Source organism: Bacteroides sp. 11BF (assembly GCF_019633765.1).
Classification (GTDB): Bacteria; Bacteroidota; Bacteroidia; order Bacteroidales; family Bacteroidaceae; genus Bacteroides; species Bacteroides hominis.
Genome location: NZ_JAFKPJ010000010.1, coordinates 126,882 through 146,566 on the forward strand (window position 1 = coordinate 126,882; position 19,685 = coordinate 146,566).

At 40.8% G+C, this 19,685-nt stretch carries 13 protein-coding genes; 5 read left to right on the top strand and 8 right to left on the bottom strand.

Features of this window, described 5'->3' with window-relative positions:
* The first annotated feature begins 178 nt into the window (after positions 1 to 178).
* From JZY04_RS12195 to JZY04_RS12215, 5 genes are all read left to right on the top strand, one after another.
* On the top strand, positions 179 to 721 hold the full coding sequence (locus tag JZY04_RS12195) for an RNA polymerase sigma-70 factor (protein ID WP_122142610.1): 543 nt from the start codon (positions 179 to 181) through the stop codon (positions 719 to 721).
* An 88-nt stretch (positions 722 to 809) separates the two neighbouring features.
* The gene (locus JZY04_RS12200; protein ID WP_122142611.1) at positions 810 to 1,958 is read left to right on the top strand and encodes a FecR family protein; all 1,149 of its coding nucleotides are present in this window, start codon (positions 810 to 812) and stop codon (positions 1,956 to 1,958) included.
* A gap of 163 nt (positions 1,959 to 2,121) precedes the next feature.
* Positions 2,122 to 5,514: a SusC/RagA family TonB-linked outer membrane protein gene (locus JZY04_RS12205; protein WP_122142612.1), complete on the top strand. Its 3,393-nt coding sequence runs from the start codon at positions 2,122 to 2,124 to the stop codon at positions 5,512 to 5,514.
* A 10-nt stretch (positions 5,515 to 5,524) separates the two neighbouring features.
* Entirely contained in the window at positions 5,525 to 7,375 is a 1,851-nt protein-coding gene (locus tag JZY04_RS12210) for a RagB/SusD family nutrient uptake outer membrane protein (protein ID WP_122142613.1), read from the top strand.
* A 106-nt stretch (positions 7,376 to 7,481) separates the two neighbouring features.
* On the top strand, positions 7,482 to 9,680 hold the full coding sequence (locus JZY04_RS12215) for an alpha-N-acetylglucosaminidase (RefSeq protein ID WP_122142614.1): 2,199 nt from the start codon (positions 7,482 to 7,484) through the stop codon (positions 9,678 to 9,680).
* Between the two features lie 149 nt (positions 9,681 to 9,829).
* Here the strand turns inward: JZY04_RS12215 and JZY04_RS12220 are convergent, their stop codons facing one another.
* From JZY04_RS12220 to infB, 8 genes are all read right to left on the bottom strand, one after another.
* Positions 9,830 to 10,150: a heavy metal-binding domain-containing protein gene (locus tag JZY04_RS12220; protein WP_005779329.1), complete on the bottom strand. Its 321-nt coding sequence runs from the start codon at positions 10,148 to 10,150 to the stop codon at positions 9,830 to 9,832.
* 260 nt (positions 10,151 to 10,410) lie between these two features.
* Positions 10,411 to 11,622 carry a cysteine desulfurase gene (locus JZY04_RS12225; protein ID WP_122142649.1) on the bottom strand — a complete coding sequence of 404 codons (1,212 nt, stop codon included), beginning with the start codon at positions 11,620 to 11,622 and terminating at the stop codon, positions 10,411 to 10,413.
* Positions 11,623 to 11,633: 11 nt separating this feature from the next.
* Positions 11,634 to 12,977, bottom strand: a complete 1,344-nt coding sequence (gene sufD, locus JZY04_RS12230; RefSeq protein ID WP_005779333.1) for a Fe-S cluster assembly protein SufD — start codon at positions 12,975 to 12,977, stop codon at positions 11,634 to 11,636.
* A gap of 8 nt (positions 12,978 to 12,985) precedes the next feature.
* On the bottom strand, positions 12,986 to 13,738 hold the full coding sequence (sufC, locus tag JZY04_RS12235; RefSeq protein ID WP_005779335.1) for a Fe-S cluster assembly ATPase SufC: 753 nt from the start codon (positions 13,736 to 13,738) through the stop codon (positions 12,986 to 12,988).
* A gap of 23 nt (positions 13,739 to 13,761) precedes the next feature.
* Positions 13,762 to 14,508: a hypothetical protein gene (locus tag JZY04_RS12240; protein WP_122142615.1), complete on the bottom strand. Its 747-nt coding sequence runs from the start codon at positions 14,506 to 14,508 to the stop codon at positions 13,762 to 13,764.
* Positions 14,508 to 15,962, bottom strand: a complete 1,455-nt coding sequence (gene sufB / locus JZY04_RS12245; RefSeq protein WP_005779339.1) for a Fe-S cluster assembly protein SufB — start codon at positions 15,960 to 15,962, stop codon at positions 14,508 to 14,510. Before sufB ends, JZY04_RS12240 begins: the two co-directional genes overlap by 1 nt.
* Before the next feature lie 5 nt (positions 15,963 to 15,967).
* Positions 15,968 to 16,471: a CvpA family protein gene (locus tag JZY04_RS12250; protein ID WP_005812179.1), complete on the bottom strand. Its 504-nt coding sequence runs from the start codon at positions 16,469 to 16,471 to the stop codon at positions 15,968 to 15,970.
* Between the two features lie 74 nt (positions 16,472 to 16,545).
* The gene (gene infB / locus JZY04_RS12255; RefSeq protein WP_005779343.1) at positions 16,546 to 19,596 is read right to left on the bottom strand and encodes a translation initiation factor IF-2; all 3,051 of its coding nucleotides are present in this window, start codon (positions 19,594 to 19,596) and stop codon (positions 16,546 to 16,548) included.
* Between the last annotated feature and the right edge of the window lie 89 nt (positions 19,597 to 19,685).

Here is a 19,685-nt window from a genome sequence, read left to right on the forward strand (position 1 = left end):
TGTTTCGCCTTTATTTATGGCCGATTTAGAACTGATATATAGAGGCCAATAAAGATGATTCGGACCTTAGTTACCATTTATTATTATATTAAAGAGTGAAACAATATAATAAATATAAAGAAAAGAAGTTTATATTTTATATTTTTGCAGCGTACATGCAGTAACCATTACTCTATATATGAACAACAACATAGAAGATATCAGCAGAATAAAGAAAGGAGAAGAGACTTCTTTCCGCCATTTTGTTAATAGCTATTCGAAAGACTTGTTCTACTATGCCTTATGTTTCGTACGGATAAAAGAGATAGCTGAAGAAGTAGTAAGTGATGTCTTTCTGGATGTATGGAGGCACCGGGAAGAAATAGAAGAAATCAAGAATATAAAAGCCTGGTTACTTACTTTAACCCACAACAAGGCTATCTCCTATCTGCGGAAAGCCGAAAATTCAAATGAAATCTCTTCTTGGGAGGAGATTGACGATTTCCAAATAACCGGCAACCTGCAAACACCCGACGAACAGATTATCAGCCGGGAAGAAATCGCCCAAATCAATCATCTCATCCAGACACTTCCACCCAAATGTAAAATGGTCTTTGTTCTTGCAAAGATGGAACGTTTGCCTTACAAAGAAATTGCCAAAATACTGAACATCTCTGTAAAGACCATTAATATACACATTGCCAAAGCATTAGAAATAATTTCAGAAGGCCTGAGAAAATAAATCGGAAGATAATTTAAAGAAAAAATAGAATAGGAATAGGAGATTCTTAAAGAAGTTGCGTCTTTATTTATGTAACCCTATTAAAGTAATGAGAAAGAATAAGTTTAAATTATTTGCTTCCTTCCTGAATAAGGATGGCGATCATCCGGAAAAGAAATCATTCGCATCTCCGGAGGAACAAGCCGAATATGATAAACTCGACTTTCTTTGGAACCAATGTTTTCCCCCAGAAACAGAGGAAACGGATATATGGGAAAAGGTACAAAACAAAATAAATGCCGACAGCACATCTGTCAGCCACATCAAGAAAAGCGGCAAGTCCATACAATGGTTCAGCATCATGAGGTATTCATTGGCAGCTGCATCTGTAGCTATGTTAATAGGGATTACTTGCTTTCTTTTGATGAATGATGAAGAAAGGCACGACTTAAATAAGATAGCGCAAAGCCTGCAAACAGAAATACCTCAAGATATAAAAGAGGTTACACTGGTTGTTTCGGACCAAAAGAAAATAGAATTGGATAATAATGCCCAAGTCACTTATTCTGCTACCGGACAAGTACAAGTCAACTCCAATAAACTTACAGAGGATGACAGCAAAGAGGCATACAACCAGATTATCGTTCCTAAGGGCAAACGCTCACAAATTGTTTTGGCCGATAACAGCAAGATATGGATTAACTCCGGGAGTAAAGTCATTTACCCTCGTACATTTGAAGGAAAGTACAGAGAAATTTATGTGGAAGGAGAAGTATATCTGAAAGTAGCCCATGATGCTTCGAAACCTTTTATTGTGAATACCTCCGGATTTGAGGTAAGTGTATTGGGCACATCCTTCAACATATCAGCCTATAAAGGTCAAGAAAAGGCTACTGTTGTACTGGTAGAAGGTTCGGTAAATGTGAAAGATCAGCAGAACCGCCATATCAAGATGGCACCTAATGAAAAGGTAGAACTCAGCCAGGCAGGCATAACCGGTAAAGCGAAAGTAGATGCCCGTGATTATATCAGTTGGATTGACGGAATATGGACTCTACAAGGAGAAAGTCTAAAGCAAGTTTTGCAACGGTTACAAGATTATTATGGCCAGAATATCCGATGCGATGCTGCTATAGAAAACGAGCAAATGTTTGGTAAGCTCTATTTAAATGATGATTTAAATCAGGTAATGAAGTCGATTCGGTCTATTTTACCTGCTGAATATACAATGAAAAACAATGTAATCTATATAGAATAACACAAGTTTTAAGTAACCAATGTTTAACCTTAAAAAAACACACCATTATGTAGAAAGAAAGCGAATAAAAAAGAAAATCGGATAATACGCCCATATTATCCGACTCTAATGACTTTTTATTAAATCACAAACTTTAATGATTAACTAAAATCAATGTAAAAGTATGAAAAAGAAAGCAATTCCTTGTCATAAGGCAGGGAGGATTACGTCCTTTTTTTTATTAATTAGTATTTTTTTGCTTATACCGAGTATCAATACTCCTGTTTATGCAGCAAAGACTTATGCCCAGCAAACTGTTTTCACACTCCATTCAAGTAATAAAACAGTAAAAGAGATATTGGACTATATCGAGAAAAACAGTGAGTTTGTTATACTGTATTCAAAGGATCTTTTACCTGTATTACAAAAGAGAGTGTCAATATCAGTAGATAAACAAAATGTAGAAGACATTCTGAATATCCTGTCAGAAGAGGCAGGATTAAAGTATAACATTAATAATCGGCAAATTACAGTTAGCAAAGTAAAAGAAGAAGCCCCACAACAGCAAGTAAAAGAAGTAAAAGTCACCGGAAAAGTTCTCGATGAAAACGGTGAAGGAGTTCCAGGAGCCAATGTTGTGGTAAAAGGTAATAAGGCACAAGGCACAATGACAGATATAGAGGGAAACTTTACCCTTACAGTCCCAGCAAATACAGTTCTGGTAGCTACTTTTATCGGATATACTCCTACCGAGTTTCCTTTAAATGGTAAAACAAACGTCATTTTAAAGATAACTCCAGATGCTAAACAACTTGACGAAGTTGTCGTCGTCGGATTTGGTGCCCAAAAAAAAGCCAGTGTAGTGGGAGCTGTACAAACGGTAAAAGCCAGTGAGCTCCGTTCCCCATCAAGTACGCTAAGCAATTCATTTGCCGGCCGCATTGCCGGTGTAGTAGCAGTGCAACGTGGCGGTGAACCGGGTGCTGACGGAGCAAATTTCTGGATACGTGGTATTTCGACCTTTGCCAGTAACACATCTCCACTCGTTTTTATCGATAATGTAGAAGTATCTATTAGTGACTTGAATGCTCTTTCACCAGAAGTAATCGAAGGATTCTCAATTCTAAAAGATGCAACAGCTACAGCGCTATATGGCGCACGTGGTGCCAATGGTGTCATGTTGATTACAACCAGAAGCGGTAAAGATATGGAGAAAGCACGAATCAATATTCGCGTACAGAATTCTTTTACACAGCCTACCAGAACCGTAAAAGTAGCAGATGGCGTAGACTATATGATTGCGAGAAACAATGCAGTACTAAACCGCACTCCAGATGCACAACCTTATTATTCTCAAGAGGTTATTGACGGAACACGTAATCAATTAAATCCATATATTTACCCTAATGTAGATTGGGAGGATTATCTATTTAAGGATTTCACCACTACTCAATCTGCCAATGTAAATGTTACTGGTGGTGGTAAACGTGTCACTTATTTCCTTAGCGGTACACTAAACAATGATAACGGTATGCTAAAGAAAGACTCCAAGAACAACTTTGATAACAATATCAATCAACTACGTTTATCCTTACAAGCAAATGTGGGCGTCAATTTAACGTCAACCACCAAGGCTAACGTGAGACTGAACGCTCAAGTACTGGATTACTCAGGTTCTGCCGCTGGAACCGATGCGATCTATCAAGGCATTTTCGAAGCACCACCCGTTATGTTTGCTCCAGTACTTCCTGCACAAAATGGTGAAGACTATATCCTCTTTGGTAACCGTAATGGTGGACCAATTGCCGGCAAATATCGTAACCCATACGCTGAAATGGTCGGCGGATATTCCGAAAAGAACGAATCTACTATGATTGCGAGTCTTGATCTTGAGCAAGACCTCAAATTCATTGTTCCAGGATTAAAAGCTAAGGGTCTGGTATCTTTCAAAAACTGGGCTACAACCAACGTAGTACGTTCTTTTACCCCTTATTTTTACGGAATCAAAGACTATGAACAAGGAACCAACGGAGAATACAATTACACCTATGAGGCTATCACAAAAGGTAGTAAAGCACTTACTACGACCACATCCAATGGAGGTGACCGTTTACTTAACTATCAACTTTCACTGGACTATGCACAAACTTTCGGAGATAAACACGATGTTGGAGCAATGTTAGTATATCTACAGAGAGATTACAATGAAAATGCGCCAGCTGACTTTTACGCAACTTTACCAGTACGCAATCAAGGTATTGCAGGACGCGTAACTTATGGCTATGATAATAAATACATGATCGAAGCCAATTTTGGATATAATGGTAGCGAAAACTTTGGAGAAGGCAAACGTTTCGGCTTCTTCCCCTCAGTAGCTGTCGGTTACAATATCTCCAACGAAAGCTTCTTCACTCCATTGAGGAATGTTGTTTCCAACCTGAAAATCAGAGGTTCTTATGGTAAAGTAGGCAACTCGTCAACTGATTCACGCTTCCCTTATCTAACCTACGTAAATCTGTCCGGAGCATCCTATACATTTGGTAATGACTGGCAAAACACGGGAACTGGTGCCATAATTACAAGATATGGTGCAGCAGGTGCACGCTGGGAAACCGGCATAAAAGCCAATATAGGATTTGATTTGAGCTTATTCAATTCACTTAATATCGCTTTTGACTGGTTTACAGAAACACGTAAAGACATCTTCATGCGCAGAAACATCGTACCGGCAGAATCAGGAATTACAGGAGACCTACGTCCCTATGCAAATTTAGGAAAAGTTAAAAATGGAGGTATCGATCTAAATATTGAGTATAATAAAGCTTTCTCCAAGGATCTTATTGTATCGTTAAAGGGTAGTTTCACATATGCAAAAAATGAACTTCTTGAAGCAGACGAACCTAGTTATCCAGAAAACGAATCTTATCGCTCAGAAATCGGAAAACCACTGAACCGCTATACCGGCTTGATAGCATTAGGATTATTTAAAGATGAAGCAGATGTTGAGAACAGCCCGGAACAAACCTTCTCCCCTAACCTGAAACCAGGAGACATTAAATACAAAGATTTAAATGGAGACGGAAAAATCGACAGTAATGATATGACTGAAATAGGTGATCCAACTGTCCCTCAAATTGTATATGGCTTCGGAGGCTCTGTGCAATATAAAAACTTTGATTTCTCTGTCTTCTTCCAAGGAGTGGCTAAAACAAGTTTAATGATGCAGAACATTCATCCGTTTACATCCGACCAAACAACTTTACTCGATTTTATAGCTAAAGATTATTGGACTGAGGAGAATCCTAATCCAAATGCAGAATATCCCCGTTTAATCAGTAATCTCGACTCACATAATAACTTTATGAATTCGACTTACTGGTTGAGAAGTGCCGCTTTCTTGCGCCTCAAAAATGTAGAAATAGGTTATACCTATAAGGTGGCACGCCTCTTTATATCAGGGCAAAACTTGCTTACCTTCTCTCCATTCAAACATTGGGATCCGGAACTTGGTGGAGGTAAAGGACTAACTTATCCAAACTTACGTGTTGCAACAATCGGTTTACAATTAACATTTTAAATGAGTTCATATGAAAAAGCTAATATTTATTCTTACACTCCTTTCTGCAGTTCTCTTCCATAGCTGTGACTATTTGGATATAGTGCCAGACGATACTGCCACATTGGAAGACGCTTTTAAAAATGAAACAACGGCTGAGAACTTTATCTATTCTTGTTACTCTTTTATCCCTCAATATAACAACTGCCGTACTAACTTCAGTTGGCTAATGTCAAACGAGACTGTTTGTTCCAAACACTGGGGACTACAGTGGTTCTCTTTTTTGCAGATGCAGCAATTGCAATATAGTTCCAGTAATCCGGTTTTAGATATTTGGCAACAATGCTACCAAGGTATCAAGCAATGCTATATATTTCAGGGTAATATTGATAAAGTAGTGCCAATGACGATTTCAGCAGCAGAATACGAAGCCAAAAAGAAAGTATGGCTTGCAGAAACCAACTTTCTAATAGCTTATTTCCACTCCGTATTGTTACAAAACTATGGTCCTATAGTGATTGTCGATTCAGATATTCCATTGGACGGAGAAGGAGAAACATTCTTCCGCCCCCGTAAGCCATATGACGAATGCGTTACAATGATTGGAGAGATGTTTGATAAAGCAATTACAGATTTGCCTTTAACTGTACCAAACAGTGATCTTGGACGTGCAACTAAAGTTGTTGCCCAAGCATTAAAAGCAAGAATGTATCTATTTGCAGCCAGCCCACTATACAATGGTAATAATGAGTTTTACTCGGATTTTAGAGATAAAAATGGAACTCCATTCATCAACCAAGTATATGACAAAAATAAATGGAAGACAGCAATGGATGAAACTAAGAAAGCAATCACACTGGCCGAACAAGCCGGAAATGAACTATACCGGTACGTAAGCAGTAAACCACTTAGCAAATTCGATCAGGCAGTAGCCAATCAACGCTATACAATGGTAGATCCATGGAATAAAGAACTTATTTGGGGATACAGTGGCAAAAAAGAGACTGGCAGTGATCAAAACTTTCTACAAGTATTGGTTATTCCTAAAGGATTTTGTCCTCGTGGTCAAGCCCCTATCGGCGGTATCGGTCCGACACTGGAGGCTGTGGAGTTTTTCTATTCCGAAAATGGAATTCCTTGTGATGAAGACCCGGCCTATAAATGGGAAGACCGAATGAAAATTATGCCTAATGACTCCACTATTTATTTACACCGCAAACGTGAACCTCGTTTTTATGCTTTCGTAGGATATGACCGTGGCCCATACGAAATAAATGGTGATACTGTAACTTTAAAGCTTCGTTTTAAAGAACAAAATGGTGTAGCAGCTGCAGACTTAAATGCTGATCATCTTTATGGCGGATATGCTTTAAAGAAAGGAGTTAGCCCTTCTAACCAAGCATTAAGTTCAGGTACATTCACTGTTAACGCATATCCCTTCCCAATTATCCGTTTAGGAGAATTATATCTAAACTATGTAGAAGCATGTGCTGAATATAGTGGAACACTGGATGCTGATGCAACTCATTACTTTAATGCCATTCGAGAAAAAGCAGGTTTGCCAACACTTACAGAAGCTTTTGGTAATCCGACAGGCAATGCATTAATAAAAATTATACGTCGTGAAAGAATGAATGAATTGATCTTCGAAGGACATTGGTTATATGACCTGAAACGTTGGAAAGAGGCTGAAAGCTTCTTTGAGAAAGACGCTAATGGAATGAGAGGATTGACCTCAGCTGGCGCAACAGCAGAGGAGTTCTATCAGGCAAGAGTTTTACCTGAACGTCCATTAATCTTCACTCAAAAGCAATATCTATATCCTATCAAGCAGGATTACATTGACATCAATCCAAATCTGATCCAGAATCCGGGATGGTAATTTAAATCAAAATTCGGTTTTTGATAGAATAGTTATATGATAGAGGGTGAATGAGTTTAATAAATTGATTCACCCTCTTTTTTTAATTTTAAAAGCAAAATAGTTTATGATATCATACATAAAAAGTAAAAATACAACATATTTTATACTGTTGGTTTTCTGTTTCTGCACTACTATTATCCACGCAGAAGAAAGTAACTTAAGGCGTCTTGCCAATAAAATGGTACCTAACCAAGCAAAAAATATCGTCTTTGAAGAAGTTATAAACGAGACAGACTTCTTTGAGTTAGAAACCAAAGGTAAAAAGTTGATTATTCGAGGAAATAACGGCGTTTCTATGGCTCGTGGACTAAACCATTATATGCGTTATTACCTACACAACACTACAAGTTGGACTGGACATAATCTGTCACATGCATCTTCTTTGCCAGTAATAAAAGAAAAAATACATGTAAATGCTACGTTGCCATTGAGATATTATATGAATTATTGTACTTATAGTTACTCTATGGCCTTTTGGGATTGGACACAATGGGAAGATGAAATAGATCGCATGGCAATGCAAGGCATTAATATGCCATTAGTAGCAGTTATAGGACAGTACGCAGTTTGGCAAAACACACTCAGACGTTTAGGATACTCAGAGAAAGAAATAATCGATTTCTTACCAGGAGCTGGTTACGAAGCATGGTGGTTAATGGGAAACCTTGAACAGTTTGGCGGTCCCGTTTCACAGCAATTCATTGATCGGCAAACCAAACTTCAAAAAAAGATGTTAGATCGTATGAGAGAATATGGTATGGAGCCTGTACTACAAGGCTTCTATGGTATGGTTCCTAACAGTATGATCACAAAATTTCCTAATGCGGATATACGAGATGCAGGTAAATGGATTACGTACCAACGTCCTGCATTCTTAGTCCCTTCGGATCCCCTATTTGCTAAAGTTGCACGGATATTCTATGAAGAACAAAAGAAATTATTTGGAGAAACCCGCTACTATGGTGGAGATCCTTTTCATGAAGGAGGCAATTCAAAGGGGATAAATATAACAGAGGCTGCTTCCAATATATATAAGGTAATGAAAGCAAACAATCCAAATGCCATATGGGTACTCCAAGGCTGGAGTGGAAATCCTTCGGTCGCATTATTGAAGGGACTTAAACATGGAGAAGCATTGGTACTCGACTTAATGGCATGTGCCCGCCCTCAGTGGGGTGGTGAACCTTCATCATCATTCCATAGAGAAGATGGTTTCTTGGATCATAACTGGATATGGTGTGCTTTACCCAATTTTGGCGGACGCATAGGAATGTACGGAAAGCTTCAGAGCTATGCTACAGGTGTTATAAAAGCAGAGCATCATCCCAAAGGTAAATATGTATGTGGAGTAGGCACCACTCCAGAGGGCATAGGGACAAATCCCATCAATTATGATATAGTATATGATATGGCCTGGAGAACAGACAGCATAGATATAAAAAGCTGGATAACTAATTATACAACATATCGCTATGGTTACGAAAACAGCAATGCTGAAGCAGCTATGCTCCAATTGTCCACATCTGTATATAACTGTCCCTGGGCTGCAGATGGTCCCCAAGAATCTTATTTCTGTGCTCGCCCATCATTAAAAATAGATTATGTATCATCTTGGGGAACAGCCCATCTTTATTATCAACCTATAAATGTCCTCCAAGCACTCGGACATCTATTAAAAGCAGAGAAAGAGTTAGAAAACATCGATACATATCGATATGACGTAGTAGATATAACCCGTCAAATGTTAGCTGATTACGGTAAGTATATCCACAAATGCATATCAGACGCTTACAAAGAGAAGAATATAGAAAAATTTGATTTATATACTTCAAAATTCCTCCAGATGATTCTTGATCAAGACTTGTTGTTAAGTACACGAAAAGAATTCCTACTGGGAGAATATATAAGACAAGCTGAGGCATGTGGTTCGAATCCGACGGAAAAAAGGATGTTTATAAATAATGCAAAGCGCCAGATAACAACTTGGACGTCTGTAAACTCAAGTCTACATGACTATGCTCATAAAGAATGGAACGGAATATTGAGCACTTTATACGCTCCGCGTTGGAAAAGATACTTCGATTATCTTCGCGCTAAGTTAGAAGAAAAAAATCCAAAAGAAATTGACTTCTTTGCGATGGAAACCAGTTGGATAGAAAATAAGGAAGGGTTTTCTGCAATACCTGTCAAGAAAGAAATAGAGATAGCTAAAACAATTTATCACAATTATGCTGATGAAATAAAGCAAGTTTATTTGAAATAAAAGAAATCCCATATTATTTATATTTTTTCATAAGGAAGCCTTTCCTTAATCTTATCCTTTGATAGGAAAAAAAAGTTTTAGATAATGCAATAAAAATAATGGCGAGCTTTTACTCTAAGCTCGCCATTATCACAATCAGATAATTATTTTTATTCCAAAAATACGGCTGTTCCACTTGCAGTCACCATCAGCATACTGCCACTTCCTCCAACGGTTTCATAATCCAAATCAACGCCAATTACAGCGTTAGCACCCATTTGGCGAGCCTGCTCAGACATTTCTTTCAGAGCAGTATCCTTTGCCTCACGAAGCACTTCCTCATACGAACCGGAACGTCCGCCTACTATATCACGAATACTGGCAAAAAAGTCACGGAAAACATTGGCACCTATAATGGTTTCTCCTGACACAATACCATAATAAGTGGTTATTCGTTTTCCTTCGATTATCGGAGTGGTTGCTAATAACATATTCTTTTCTATTTATAAGGTTTATATTATTATTAGACGCAAAAAGAGGCGAAAAGTTACAAGGAACCGGCTATTTATTATTTGTATATTCTCAAAAGCTACATTCGGAAATGAAACTTTATCCACTTAACATCTAATGATATACTCGAAGACTCGCCTTTTATCAATATAATTTCAACACTCGGATATTATAAAAAAAGTGTCGTGAAAACCCATTACTTTCACGACACTTTAATATTTGTCAGAATACACACACTGGCTTAGAACATCTTACTAACCCGCTCGATGCCGGCTACAAGTTCATCAATTTCTTCTTTTGTATTGTACATAGCAAAAGATGCACGAACTGTACCTTCAATACCCAAACGGTGCATTAATGGTTCTGCACAATGATGACCGGTACGAACGGCAATACCCAGCCGATCGAGCAGAGTCCCCATATCCAGATGATGTATGTCACCTACCAAGAAAGAAACTACGCTACTTTTATGTGCTGCCTCACCAAAGATACGCATACCCGGGATCTCTTTCAATCGCTGCATAGCATAGATGGTAAGCTCATGTTCGTGGTCAGCTATATGATCTAAACCAATGCCTGTGACATAATCCAAAGCCTTGGCAAGTCCGGTAGTAGCAATATAATCGGGAGTTCCAGCCTCAAACTTAAAAGGCAATTCACCAAAAACGGTTTTCTCAAAAGAAACGGACTGAATCATCTCTCCCCCACCCTGATAAGGCGGAAGACGCTCAAGCCAATCTTCCTTTCCATACAGGACACCGATTCCGGTCGGTCCATATACCTTATGACCCGAAAAAACAAAAAAATCAGCATCCAGTTCCTGTACATCCACCTTCATATGAGGAATGGACTGGGCACCGTCTATCATGACAGGTACTCCATGGGCATGTGCTGTGGCAATCATCTCTTTTACCGGATTGATTGTTCCCAATACATTGGATACTTGAGTTACACTGACGATCTTAGTACGCTCAGAAAAAAGCTTTTCATATTCATCAAGTAACAGCTCACCTTTATCATTCATCGGAATGACTTTAATCGCAATCCCTTTACGGGCTGCCAGCAACTGCCAAGGTACGATGTTACTGTGGTGTTCCATCACTGAAATAATCACTTCATCCCCCTCTTGCATGAACTCTTCACCAAAACTGGAAACAATTAAATTAATGCTCTCTGTAGTGCCGCGAGTGAAAATGACTTCACGAGTACTACGTGCATTAATGAACTGACGCACAGTCTCACGTGAGGCCTCATGCAGTTCTGTTGCCTGTTGAGACAGGAAATGAACCCCACGGTGTACATTCGCATTGACCGAGTAATATTCATCTACAATCGAGTCAATCACCAAGCGCGGCTTCTGAGTAGTCGCTCCGTTATCTAAATAAACCAAAGGCTTGCCATATACCGTACGGCCGAGTATGGGAAAGTCTTCACGTATCTTCTGAATATTCATTTTATCACTGATTATTTGCAAATAGAACACCCCTGGCACTTATTCAGTTCACCACGGAAACGTTTTTCAACCAATAAATGCAGGCGATCTTTCAATGCCTCCAAACGAATGGTATCAATCACCTCGTTGACAAAAGCAAACATCAACAGCAAACGGGCTTCCTTCTCTGCAATACCACGAGCACGCATGTAGAAGAGAGCATTTTCGTCCAATTGACCTACTGTAGCTCCATGGGAGCATTTTACATCGTCGGCATATATCTCCAATTGTGGCTGAGTATACATACGGGCATCACGAGTGGCACAGAGGTTACGGTTTGTCTGCTGAGAACTGGTATGTTGTGCATCCGGACGTACAAGTACCAATCCGGCAAAGGCACCCACTGACTGATCATCAAGTACATACTTGAATAACTCATTACTGGTACAATTCGGCACAGCATGATCTATAGAAGTATTATTGTCCACATGTTGGTTCTTATCGGCAATGGCCATGCCACAAAGATTAATCTCGGCACCTTCACCGGCAAGGGTAACCTCTGTCGTATTACGGGTTGTCCCGTTGTGAAGTGTCATCCCATTGAGCAGTACATTGCTATTCGCTCCCTGCTTCACATACAGATTGCTGAAACGCACTGTGCTGGTATGGGTCTCTTCCAGTTCGTAAAGATCGAAAACAGAATTTTCTTCCGCAAACACTTCAATGACTTGCGTTGCCAGAAAGTTCACATTATCCATGGCATGATCACAAACCAGCAAACGGGCCTGAGCTCCCTCTTCAAGGATAATCAGCACACGTCGGTTTACCATGAAATTGACATCTGCACGAAGTATATTAACCAACTGGATGGGTTTATCAACAACCACATTCTTCGGGACATACATCAGTACTCCGTCTTGAGTAAAAGCTGTATTAAAGGCCGTTACTGCATCCTTCGAAGTATCTGCCAACTTACCATAATACTTTTTTACAAGTTCCGGATGTTGCTCAGCCATTTCTCTCAGACCGCCGAAAATAACTCCCTCAGGTAATCCGGACTTAGGAAGTGCCTGATTGTAGAATGCATCGTTCACCACAAAAAACAATGAGGTACTCATATTCGGAACATCGCATTTAAACACCTCATAAGGATTCACCGGAATGGGTAGACGATTCAGGTTCAAGCCGTAATCCGGCTCGAAGAATTTACTGACATCCGTGTATTTGTACTTTTCCTGCTTCCGCGTAGGAAATCCCTGACGCTCGAAATCAGCAAAAGCTGCCGCCCGGGGAGCATTCATGGGCTCGGCACTATGACGACAGATCATCGCTTCACACTGAGCAAAAAGATCTATGTATTGCTGTTCTACATTCATAATCACACTCATTCTCCTAATTCCTTCTTAATCCAATCGTATCCTTTTTCTTCCAGCTCAAGAGCGAGCTCCGGACCTGCTGTCTTCACAATACGTCCCTTATAGAGCACATGTACGATATCTGGCTTTATGTAATCCAACAAACGCTGGTAGTGAGTGATGACAATACAACTGGTATCGGGTGTCTTCAATTTGTTTACTCCTTCGGCTACAATACGAAGCGCATCGATATCGAGTCCGGAGTCCGTCTCGTCCAGAATGCTAAGACGGGGTTCGAGCATAGCCATCTGGAAAATCTCGTTACGTTTTTTCTCTCCACCCGAGAAGCCTTCATTTACCGAGCGGTTTGCCAATTTGTTATCCAACTCAACTACTGCACGCTTTTCACGCATCAGCTTCAGGAACTCACTGGCTGTCAGAGCAGGCAAACCTTTGTATTTACGCTGTTCATTGACAGCAGCACGCATAAAGTTAACCATGCTCACACCCGGAATCTCTACCGGATACTGAAAACTAAGGAAGATACCTTCGTGGCTACGGTCTTCAGGACTTAATTCCAAAAGGTTCTTACCGTAGAATGTAATACTCCCTTTCGTCACTTCAAAAGCAGGATTACCTACCAGAACAGAAGAAAGCGTACTCTTACCTGAACCATTGGGTCCCATAATGGCATGTACTTCGCCCGGATTCACCGTCAAGTTGATGCCTTTCAATATCTCTTTGCCGTTAATGCTGGCATGCAGGTCTTTTATCTCTAACATGATCTTATCAATTATTTCATTATCTATTCTTCTCCAAAAATAACTTCGTCCAACAATTGCAGTATGGAATTGCCGTCTGTCTGCGTAATAGTAAAAGGAAAATTCACTTTCACTCCTACGCTTAATGTCTGCCGCATCCCGCTACTACACACTATCCCGGTCCCCCGGGAATTAGTCTTCTCTACTTCTCCATTCATTCTTCCGGCAATGCCCATCCGGAAATTATACTCCAGGGTGAAAGCAAGACACGAAAGAAAATATATATCGGCCCCTATCACCGGAGAGATAGTGAATAGCGGTTCTTTTACCTGATATCGGCAATCGTAGTCTTTACGAAATTCCTGCCTTGAAGGATCGTAGTAACTGCCACTGGTTATGCCGTATTGTCGACGTGGAGACAGATTCCATGCTGTGGAGAGTCCCCCGTAAGGCTGAATCACAAAACGTTGTGGCAGGAAATAGTATCGCCCTCCCACTTCCAGATTGCTCAGTGAGGCAGAAATACCGGGATTCAGTTTTATCTCTTCACCTGTATAACCGCCCTTCAAAGAGAAACGGGTATAAGGAATATAATACTCCAGCAATAAAGTATGTATATGGCCTGTAGAAACAGCTTTTCCCGAAAGTGTGTTCTTTGTTACTATCGGCCAGTCTCCTCCCCAAGAGCCACTGATTGCCCATCTTCTCTCCTGATCATCCAGATTCTGTGCAAACGCTATACCTACATAAAGCAGGAATATCAATAACCAACCAATTCGTTTGCACCCCATTATCCTACACTACCTTCAAGAGAGATCGTAAGCAACTTCTGAGCTTCTACAGCAAATTCCATCGGAAGTTTATTAAGTACCTCCTTTGCATAGCCGTTTACAATCAGCCCAATGGCATCTTCAGTGGAGATGCCACGCTGATTACAATAGAATATCTGATCTTCACTAATCTTACTGGTAGTTGCTTCATGTTCAACAACTGCTGTTTCGTTATGGATATCCATGTAGGGGAAAGTATGTGCACCACACTTATCACCCAGCAACAATGAATCACACTGGCTATAATTACGGGCATTATCCGCCTTTTCGGCTACACGAACCAGCCCACGGTAAGAGTTCTCACTTTTTCCGGCAGATATACCTTTACTGACAATCGTACTACGGGTATTCTTACCTAAATGAATCATTTTAGTTCCTGTATCTGCCTGTTGGTAATTGTTTGTCACTGCTACCGAATAAAATTCAGCGGTAGAATTATCACCTGAGAGAATACAAGAAGGGTATTTCCAGGTAATGGCTGATCCCGTCTCAACCTGAGTCCACGAGAGTTTGCTATCTACTCCTTTACAATTACCACGTTTCGTCACAAAATTGTATACTCCACCTTTACCTTCGGCATCACCCGGATACCAATTCTGAACGGTACTGTATTTTACTTCTGCACGATCGTGTACCACAATCTCGACAATAGCGGCATGTAATTGATTCTCGTCCCGCATTGGGGCGGTACAACCTTCCAGATAGGAAACATAGCTATCGTCATCTGCTACGATTAATGTACGTTCGAACTGCCCGGTATTGGCTGCGTTGATACGGAAGTATGTGGAAAGTTCCATCGGACAACGTACCCCTTTAGGAATATAAACGAAAGAACCGTCTGAAAATACCGCGGAATTTAATGCAGCAAAAAAGTTATCCCGATAACCTACTACAGATCCAAGATACTTCTTCACCAGGTCGGGATGTTCACGCACTGCTTCACTGAACGAACAAAAGATAATACCTTTCTCCATCAGTGTTTCCTTAAAGGTCGTTTTCACAGATACTGAATCCATCACTGCATCCACAGCCATACCGCTCAGTGCCATTTGCTCTTCCAAAGGAATACCCAGTTTATTGAATGTCTTTATTAGTTCCGGATCAACTTCATCCATACTCTTCGGACCTTCTTTCTTCTTTGTAGGGTCGGCATAATACGAAATGGCCTGATAGTCAATCTCAGGTATACGCAAGTGTGCCCAGGTAGGCATCTCCAGTGTCAGCCAATGACGATAGGCTTTCAGACGGAATTCCAACAACCAGTCCGGCTCGTTCTTTTTAGACGAGATAAGCCGCACTACGTCTTCATTGAGTCCCTTCTCTATGATATCTGTATGTACCTCCGTAGTGAAGCCATATTTGTACTTCTCCTGCGTGAGTTCTTTTACATATTTATTGGGTTCTTCTTGTTGCATCATTTTTATTTGAGTATATATTGTTGTGTAACCTCTTTTGCTGCGGGAAAGAACATTCCCGCAAACCTTTCCATAGGATAATATAACAAGGATTCCTCCTTCTTTGTTTGACTAATCAACTGGCTATCTGTATCTATGAATTGAATGACACAGACAACCAGACTCACCAGTAAAAGATATTTCAAGGCTCCAAGTCCGGCTCCAAGCAAACGATTCAGCCAGCCAAGCGAAACTGCCTCCATCGCCTTTGTCAACACTGAAGCCACTAACGTAAAGATTAATGGTACAGCTATCCAAATAATGACAAATGCCAATATCTGTGCCACAGTCATGGAATCTGTCACTGTAGGACATAGCTTTACAGCCAGTGAAGTATACAAAGCTTTGGCTGCCAGCAACCCCACAATCAATCCAAGTATGGAGGCAAGCTGCCGGATAAAGCCTTTCATAAATCCGATAATAACACCGGCTCCAAGGGCAATCAGTATGATAATATCTATGGTAGTCATTCTATGTAAAACGAAAACGGAGACACGGAGTTGTAATCACTCTGTGCCTCCGTATATTTTCAGTTTCGTGAGAATTATAAAGTTTGCTTCACTTCTACTTCTTCGTAAGTTTCAATCATATCCCCTACCTTCAAATCGTTGTAGTTGACAAGGCTGATACCACATTCAAAGTTTGTACCTACTTCCTTCACATCATCTTTAAAGCGCTTCAAGGCATTAATAGAACCTGAGAAGATTACGATACCATCACGGATCAGACGAGCCTTATCCGAACGTTTCACCTTGCCTTCTTTCACAACGGCACCGGCCACAGTACCCACCTTAGTAATGTGGAATACCTCACGCACTTCGATAGTAGCAGTCACCACCTCTTTCACTTCCGGAGCAAGCATACCTTCCATAGCAGCCTTCACCTCTTCGATAGCAGCGTAAATTACAGAATACAAACGTATATCTACTCCTTCCTGCTCGGCAAACTTGCGCGCTGAAGCTGACGGACGCACCTGGAATCCAATGATAATAGCATCTGAAGCAGCTGCCAATGTCACATCCGATTCTGAAATCTGACCTACAGCCTTGTGGATCACATTAACCTGAATCTGTTCGGTAGACAACTTGATCAACGAATCACTCAATGCTTCGATAGAGCCGTCCACATCACCTTTCACAATTACGTTCAGTTCCTGGAAGTTACCCAAAGCAATACGACGTCCCACTTCATCGAGAGTCAACAGCTTCTGAGTACGCAATCCCTGTTCACGCTGCAATTGTTCACGCTTATTGGCAATTTCACGGGCCTCTTGATCAGTCTCAATCACATGGAATGTATCACCTGCGGCAGGAGCCCCATTTAAACCGAGAATCAATACCGGTTCCGAAGGTCCAGCTTGTGTTACGCGTTGATTACGTTCATTGAACATAGCCTTTACACGGCCGTAACTTGTTCCGGCAAGCACAATATCACCTACCTTCAGCGTACCATTGGAAACCAATACAGTAGCAACATATCCACGTCCCTTGTCCAGAGTTGATTCAATAATTGAACCCGTAGCATTGCGGTTCGGATTTGCCTTCAAATCGAGCATTTCTGCCTCCAGAAGGACTTTCTCCATCAGTTCGGGTACTCCAAGACCTTTCTTGGCCGAAATATCCTGCGACTGGTATTTACCTCCCCACTCTTCTACGAGATAATTCATCTGAGCCAGTGTCTCTTTAATTTTCTCCGGATTAGCATGGGGTTTATCAATCTTATTAATAGCAAATACTATAGGAACACCCGCAGCCGCAGCGTGATTGATAGCTTCCTTAGTTTGAGGCATTACATCATCATCGGCAGCTACGATAATAATCGCGATATCCGTTACCTTCGCACCACGGGCACGCATTGCAGTAAACGCTTCGTGACCCGGAGTATCAAGGAATGTAATCTTACGTCCGTCCTCCAATGTAACGTGATATGCACCGATATGCTGTGTGATACCTCCGGCTTCACCCGCAATTACATTTGCCTTACGGATATAGTCAAGCAATGAAGTTTTACCGTGGTCTACGTGACCCATTACTGTAACAATCGGAGCACGGTGTTCCAAATCTTCCGGAGCATCTTCCTCTTCAACAATGGCCTGAGCTACCTCCGCACTGACATATTCGGTCTTAAATCCGAATTCTTCAGCAACAAGGTTGATTGTTTCCGCATCCAGACGCTGGTTGATAGAAACCATCATACCTATACTCATACAAGTTCCGATAACCTGATTAACAGATACATTCATCATACTGGCCAATTCATTGGCAGTCACGAATTCTGTCAATTTCAGTACCTTGCTTTCTGCCATCTCCTGATCTTCCAGTTCCTGCATACGGTTCGATACCAAATCACGTTTCTCCTTGCGATATTTGGCTCCTTTGTTCTTACCTTTACTTGTCAGACGAGCCAAAGTTTCTTTTACCTGCTTTGCTACATCTTCTTCGCTCACTTCCTGCTTCACTACAGGCTTCTTAAAGCGATCTTTATTATTATTGTTACGGTTTCTGTTTTGTCCGCCGCCACCTTGCTGATTTCCTCCACGGTTATTATTGGTACGCTCACTGTTTGGAGTGGGGTGCGCAAAGTTAGAAGCAACGTTGTTCACATCTACTTTTTCTTTATTGTTGTTGATGCGGTTACGTTTCTTCTTACCGTTGGGATCAAGATTTTCTTTACCGGCTACTTTAGCTTGTTTATTATCTTCTTTACGGATTTCCTTGATGATGGCTTCCTTCATCTGTTTCTTCTGATCCTGACGAAGTTTTTCCTTTTCTTCACGCTCTTTCCGTTTTTCTTCTTTCGATTTTTTCTTCGGACGAGTCGACTGATTCAATGCAGCCAAGTCAATCTGTCCGATAACATTAATCTTAGATACAAACTCAGTCGGACGAATCTTAAATACGCCCTCCTCTTCCTTCTCTACTGGAGTAGCCGGTGCTTCTGCTACCGGTTTCTCTTCTTTCTTCTCTGTTTTTTCTGGAGATACCACGACTTTGGGTTCTTCTTTCTTGACTTCCTCAACCACTTTCTTCTCTGTTTCTGCAGGCTTTTCAACCACCACCGGTTTCGGTTCTTCTTTCACCGGTTTCGATTCCGAAGCAACAGGAGCCGTAGCGACTTCTTCTTTTTTCACTTCGTTGACAACAGGCTTAACCTCTTCCGCCACCTTCTTTTCTTCAGTAGCTACTACAGGTTGTGGTTTCGGTTCTTCTTTCACCGGCTCTTTTTCAGTTCTCCGGTTCAGTTTATCTAAATCTATTTTTCCGACAGGTTTAAACTTCGGACGTACATCCTCCGGAATGACCGTCTTAATCACATCATCAGCAACAGTTTTCTCCGGCTCTTTTTTATCATAACCATCGATAGAAACAGACGCCTTGTTGCGATCTTTGTTTTGACGTTCCTGAATGAAACGTTCCGATTCAAGTCTAAGGTTCTTATCTGTGCTGAACTCTTTCACGAGCATTGCATACTGCTCCTCGGTAATTTTCGTATTCGGGTTTGCCTCAACGGTATACCCCTTCTTTTGCAAGAACTCAACTACCGTCGCGATTCCTACATTTAAATCTCTTGTAACTTTGTTTAACCTTATCGTCATACTTTAATTTAAAGAATAATGGAGAAAGAATAATTTGATAATCGTTCAATATGCCAATGTGCCAATTCCTATACGCCCTTTCTGTTTAT

What these genes read in the sequence shown, in the direction of transcription:
- JZY04_RS12195 (WP_122142610.1), top strand. Translation starts at nt 179, where the DNA reads ATGAACAACAACATAGAAGATATCAGCAGAATAAAGAAAGGAGAAGAG.
- JZY04_RS12200 (WP_122142611.1), top strand. Translation starts at nt 810, where the DNA reads ATGAGAAAGAATAAGTTTAAATTATTTGCTTCCTTCCTGAATAAGGAT.
- JZY04_RS12205 (WP_122142612.1), top strand. Translation starts at nt 2,122, where the DNA reads ATGAAAAAGAAAGCAATTCCTTGTCATAAGGCAGGGAGGATTACGTCC.
- JZY04_RS12210 (WP_122142613.1), top strand. Translation starts at nt 5,525, where the DNA reads ATGAAAAAGCTAATATTTATTCTTACACTCCTTTCTGCAGTTCTCTTC.
- JZY04_RS12215 (WP_122142614.1), top strand. Translation starts at nt 7,482, where the DNA reads ATGATATCATACATAAAAAGTAAAAATACAACATATTTTATACTGTTG.
- JZY04_RS12220 (WP_005779329.1), bottom strand. Translation starts at nt 10,150, where the DNA reads ATGTTATTAGCAACCACTCCGATAATCGAAGGAAAACGAATAACCACT.
- JZY04_RS12225 (WP_122142649.1), bottom strand. Translation starts at nt 11,622, where the DNA reads ATGAATATTCAGAAGATACGTGAAGACTTTCCCATACTCGGCCGTACG.
- sufD (WP_005779333.1), bottom strand. Translation starts at nt 12,977, where the DNA reads ATGAATGTAGAACAGCAATACATAGATCTTTTTGCTCAGTGTGAAGCG.
- sufC (WP_005779335.1), bottom strand. Translation starts at nt 13,738, where the DNA reads ATGTTAGAGATAAAAGACCTGCATGCCAGCATTAACGGCAAAGAGATA.
- JZY04_RS12240 (WP_122142615.1), bottom strand. Translation starts at nt 14,508, where the DNA reads ATGGGGTGCAAACGAATTGGTTGGTTATTGATATTCCTGCTTTATGTA.
- sufB (WP_005779339.1), bottom strand. Translation starts at nt 15,962, where the DNA reads ATGCAACAAGAAGAACCCAATAAATATGTAAAAGAACTCACGCAGGAG.
- JZY04_RS12250 (WP_005812179.1), bottom strand. Translation starts at nt 16,471, where the DNA reads ATGACTACCATAGATATTATCATACTGATTGCCCTTGGAGCCGGTGTT.
- infB (WP_005779343.1), bottom strand. Translation starts at nt 19,596, where the DNA reads ATGACGATAAGGTTAAACAAAGTTACAAGAGATTTAAATGTAGGAATC.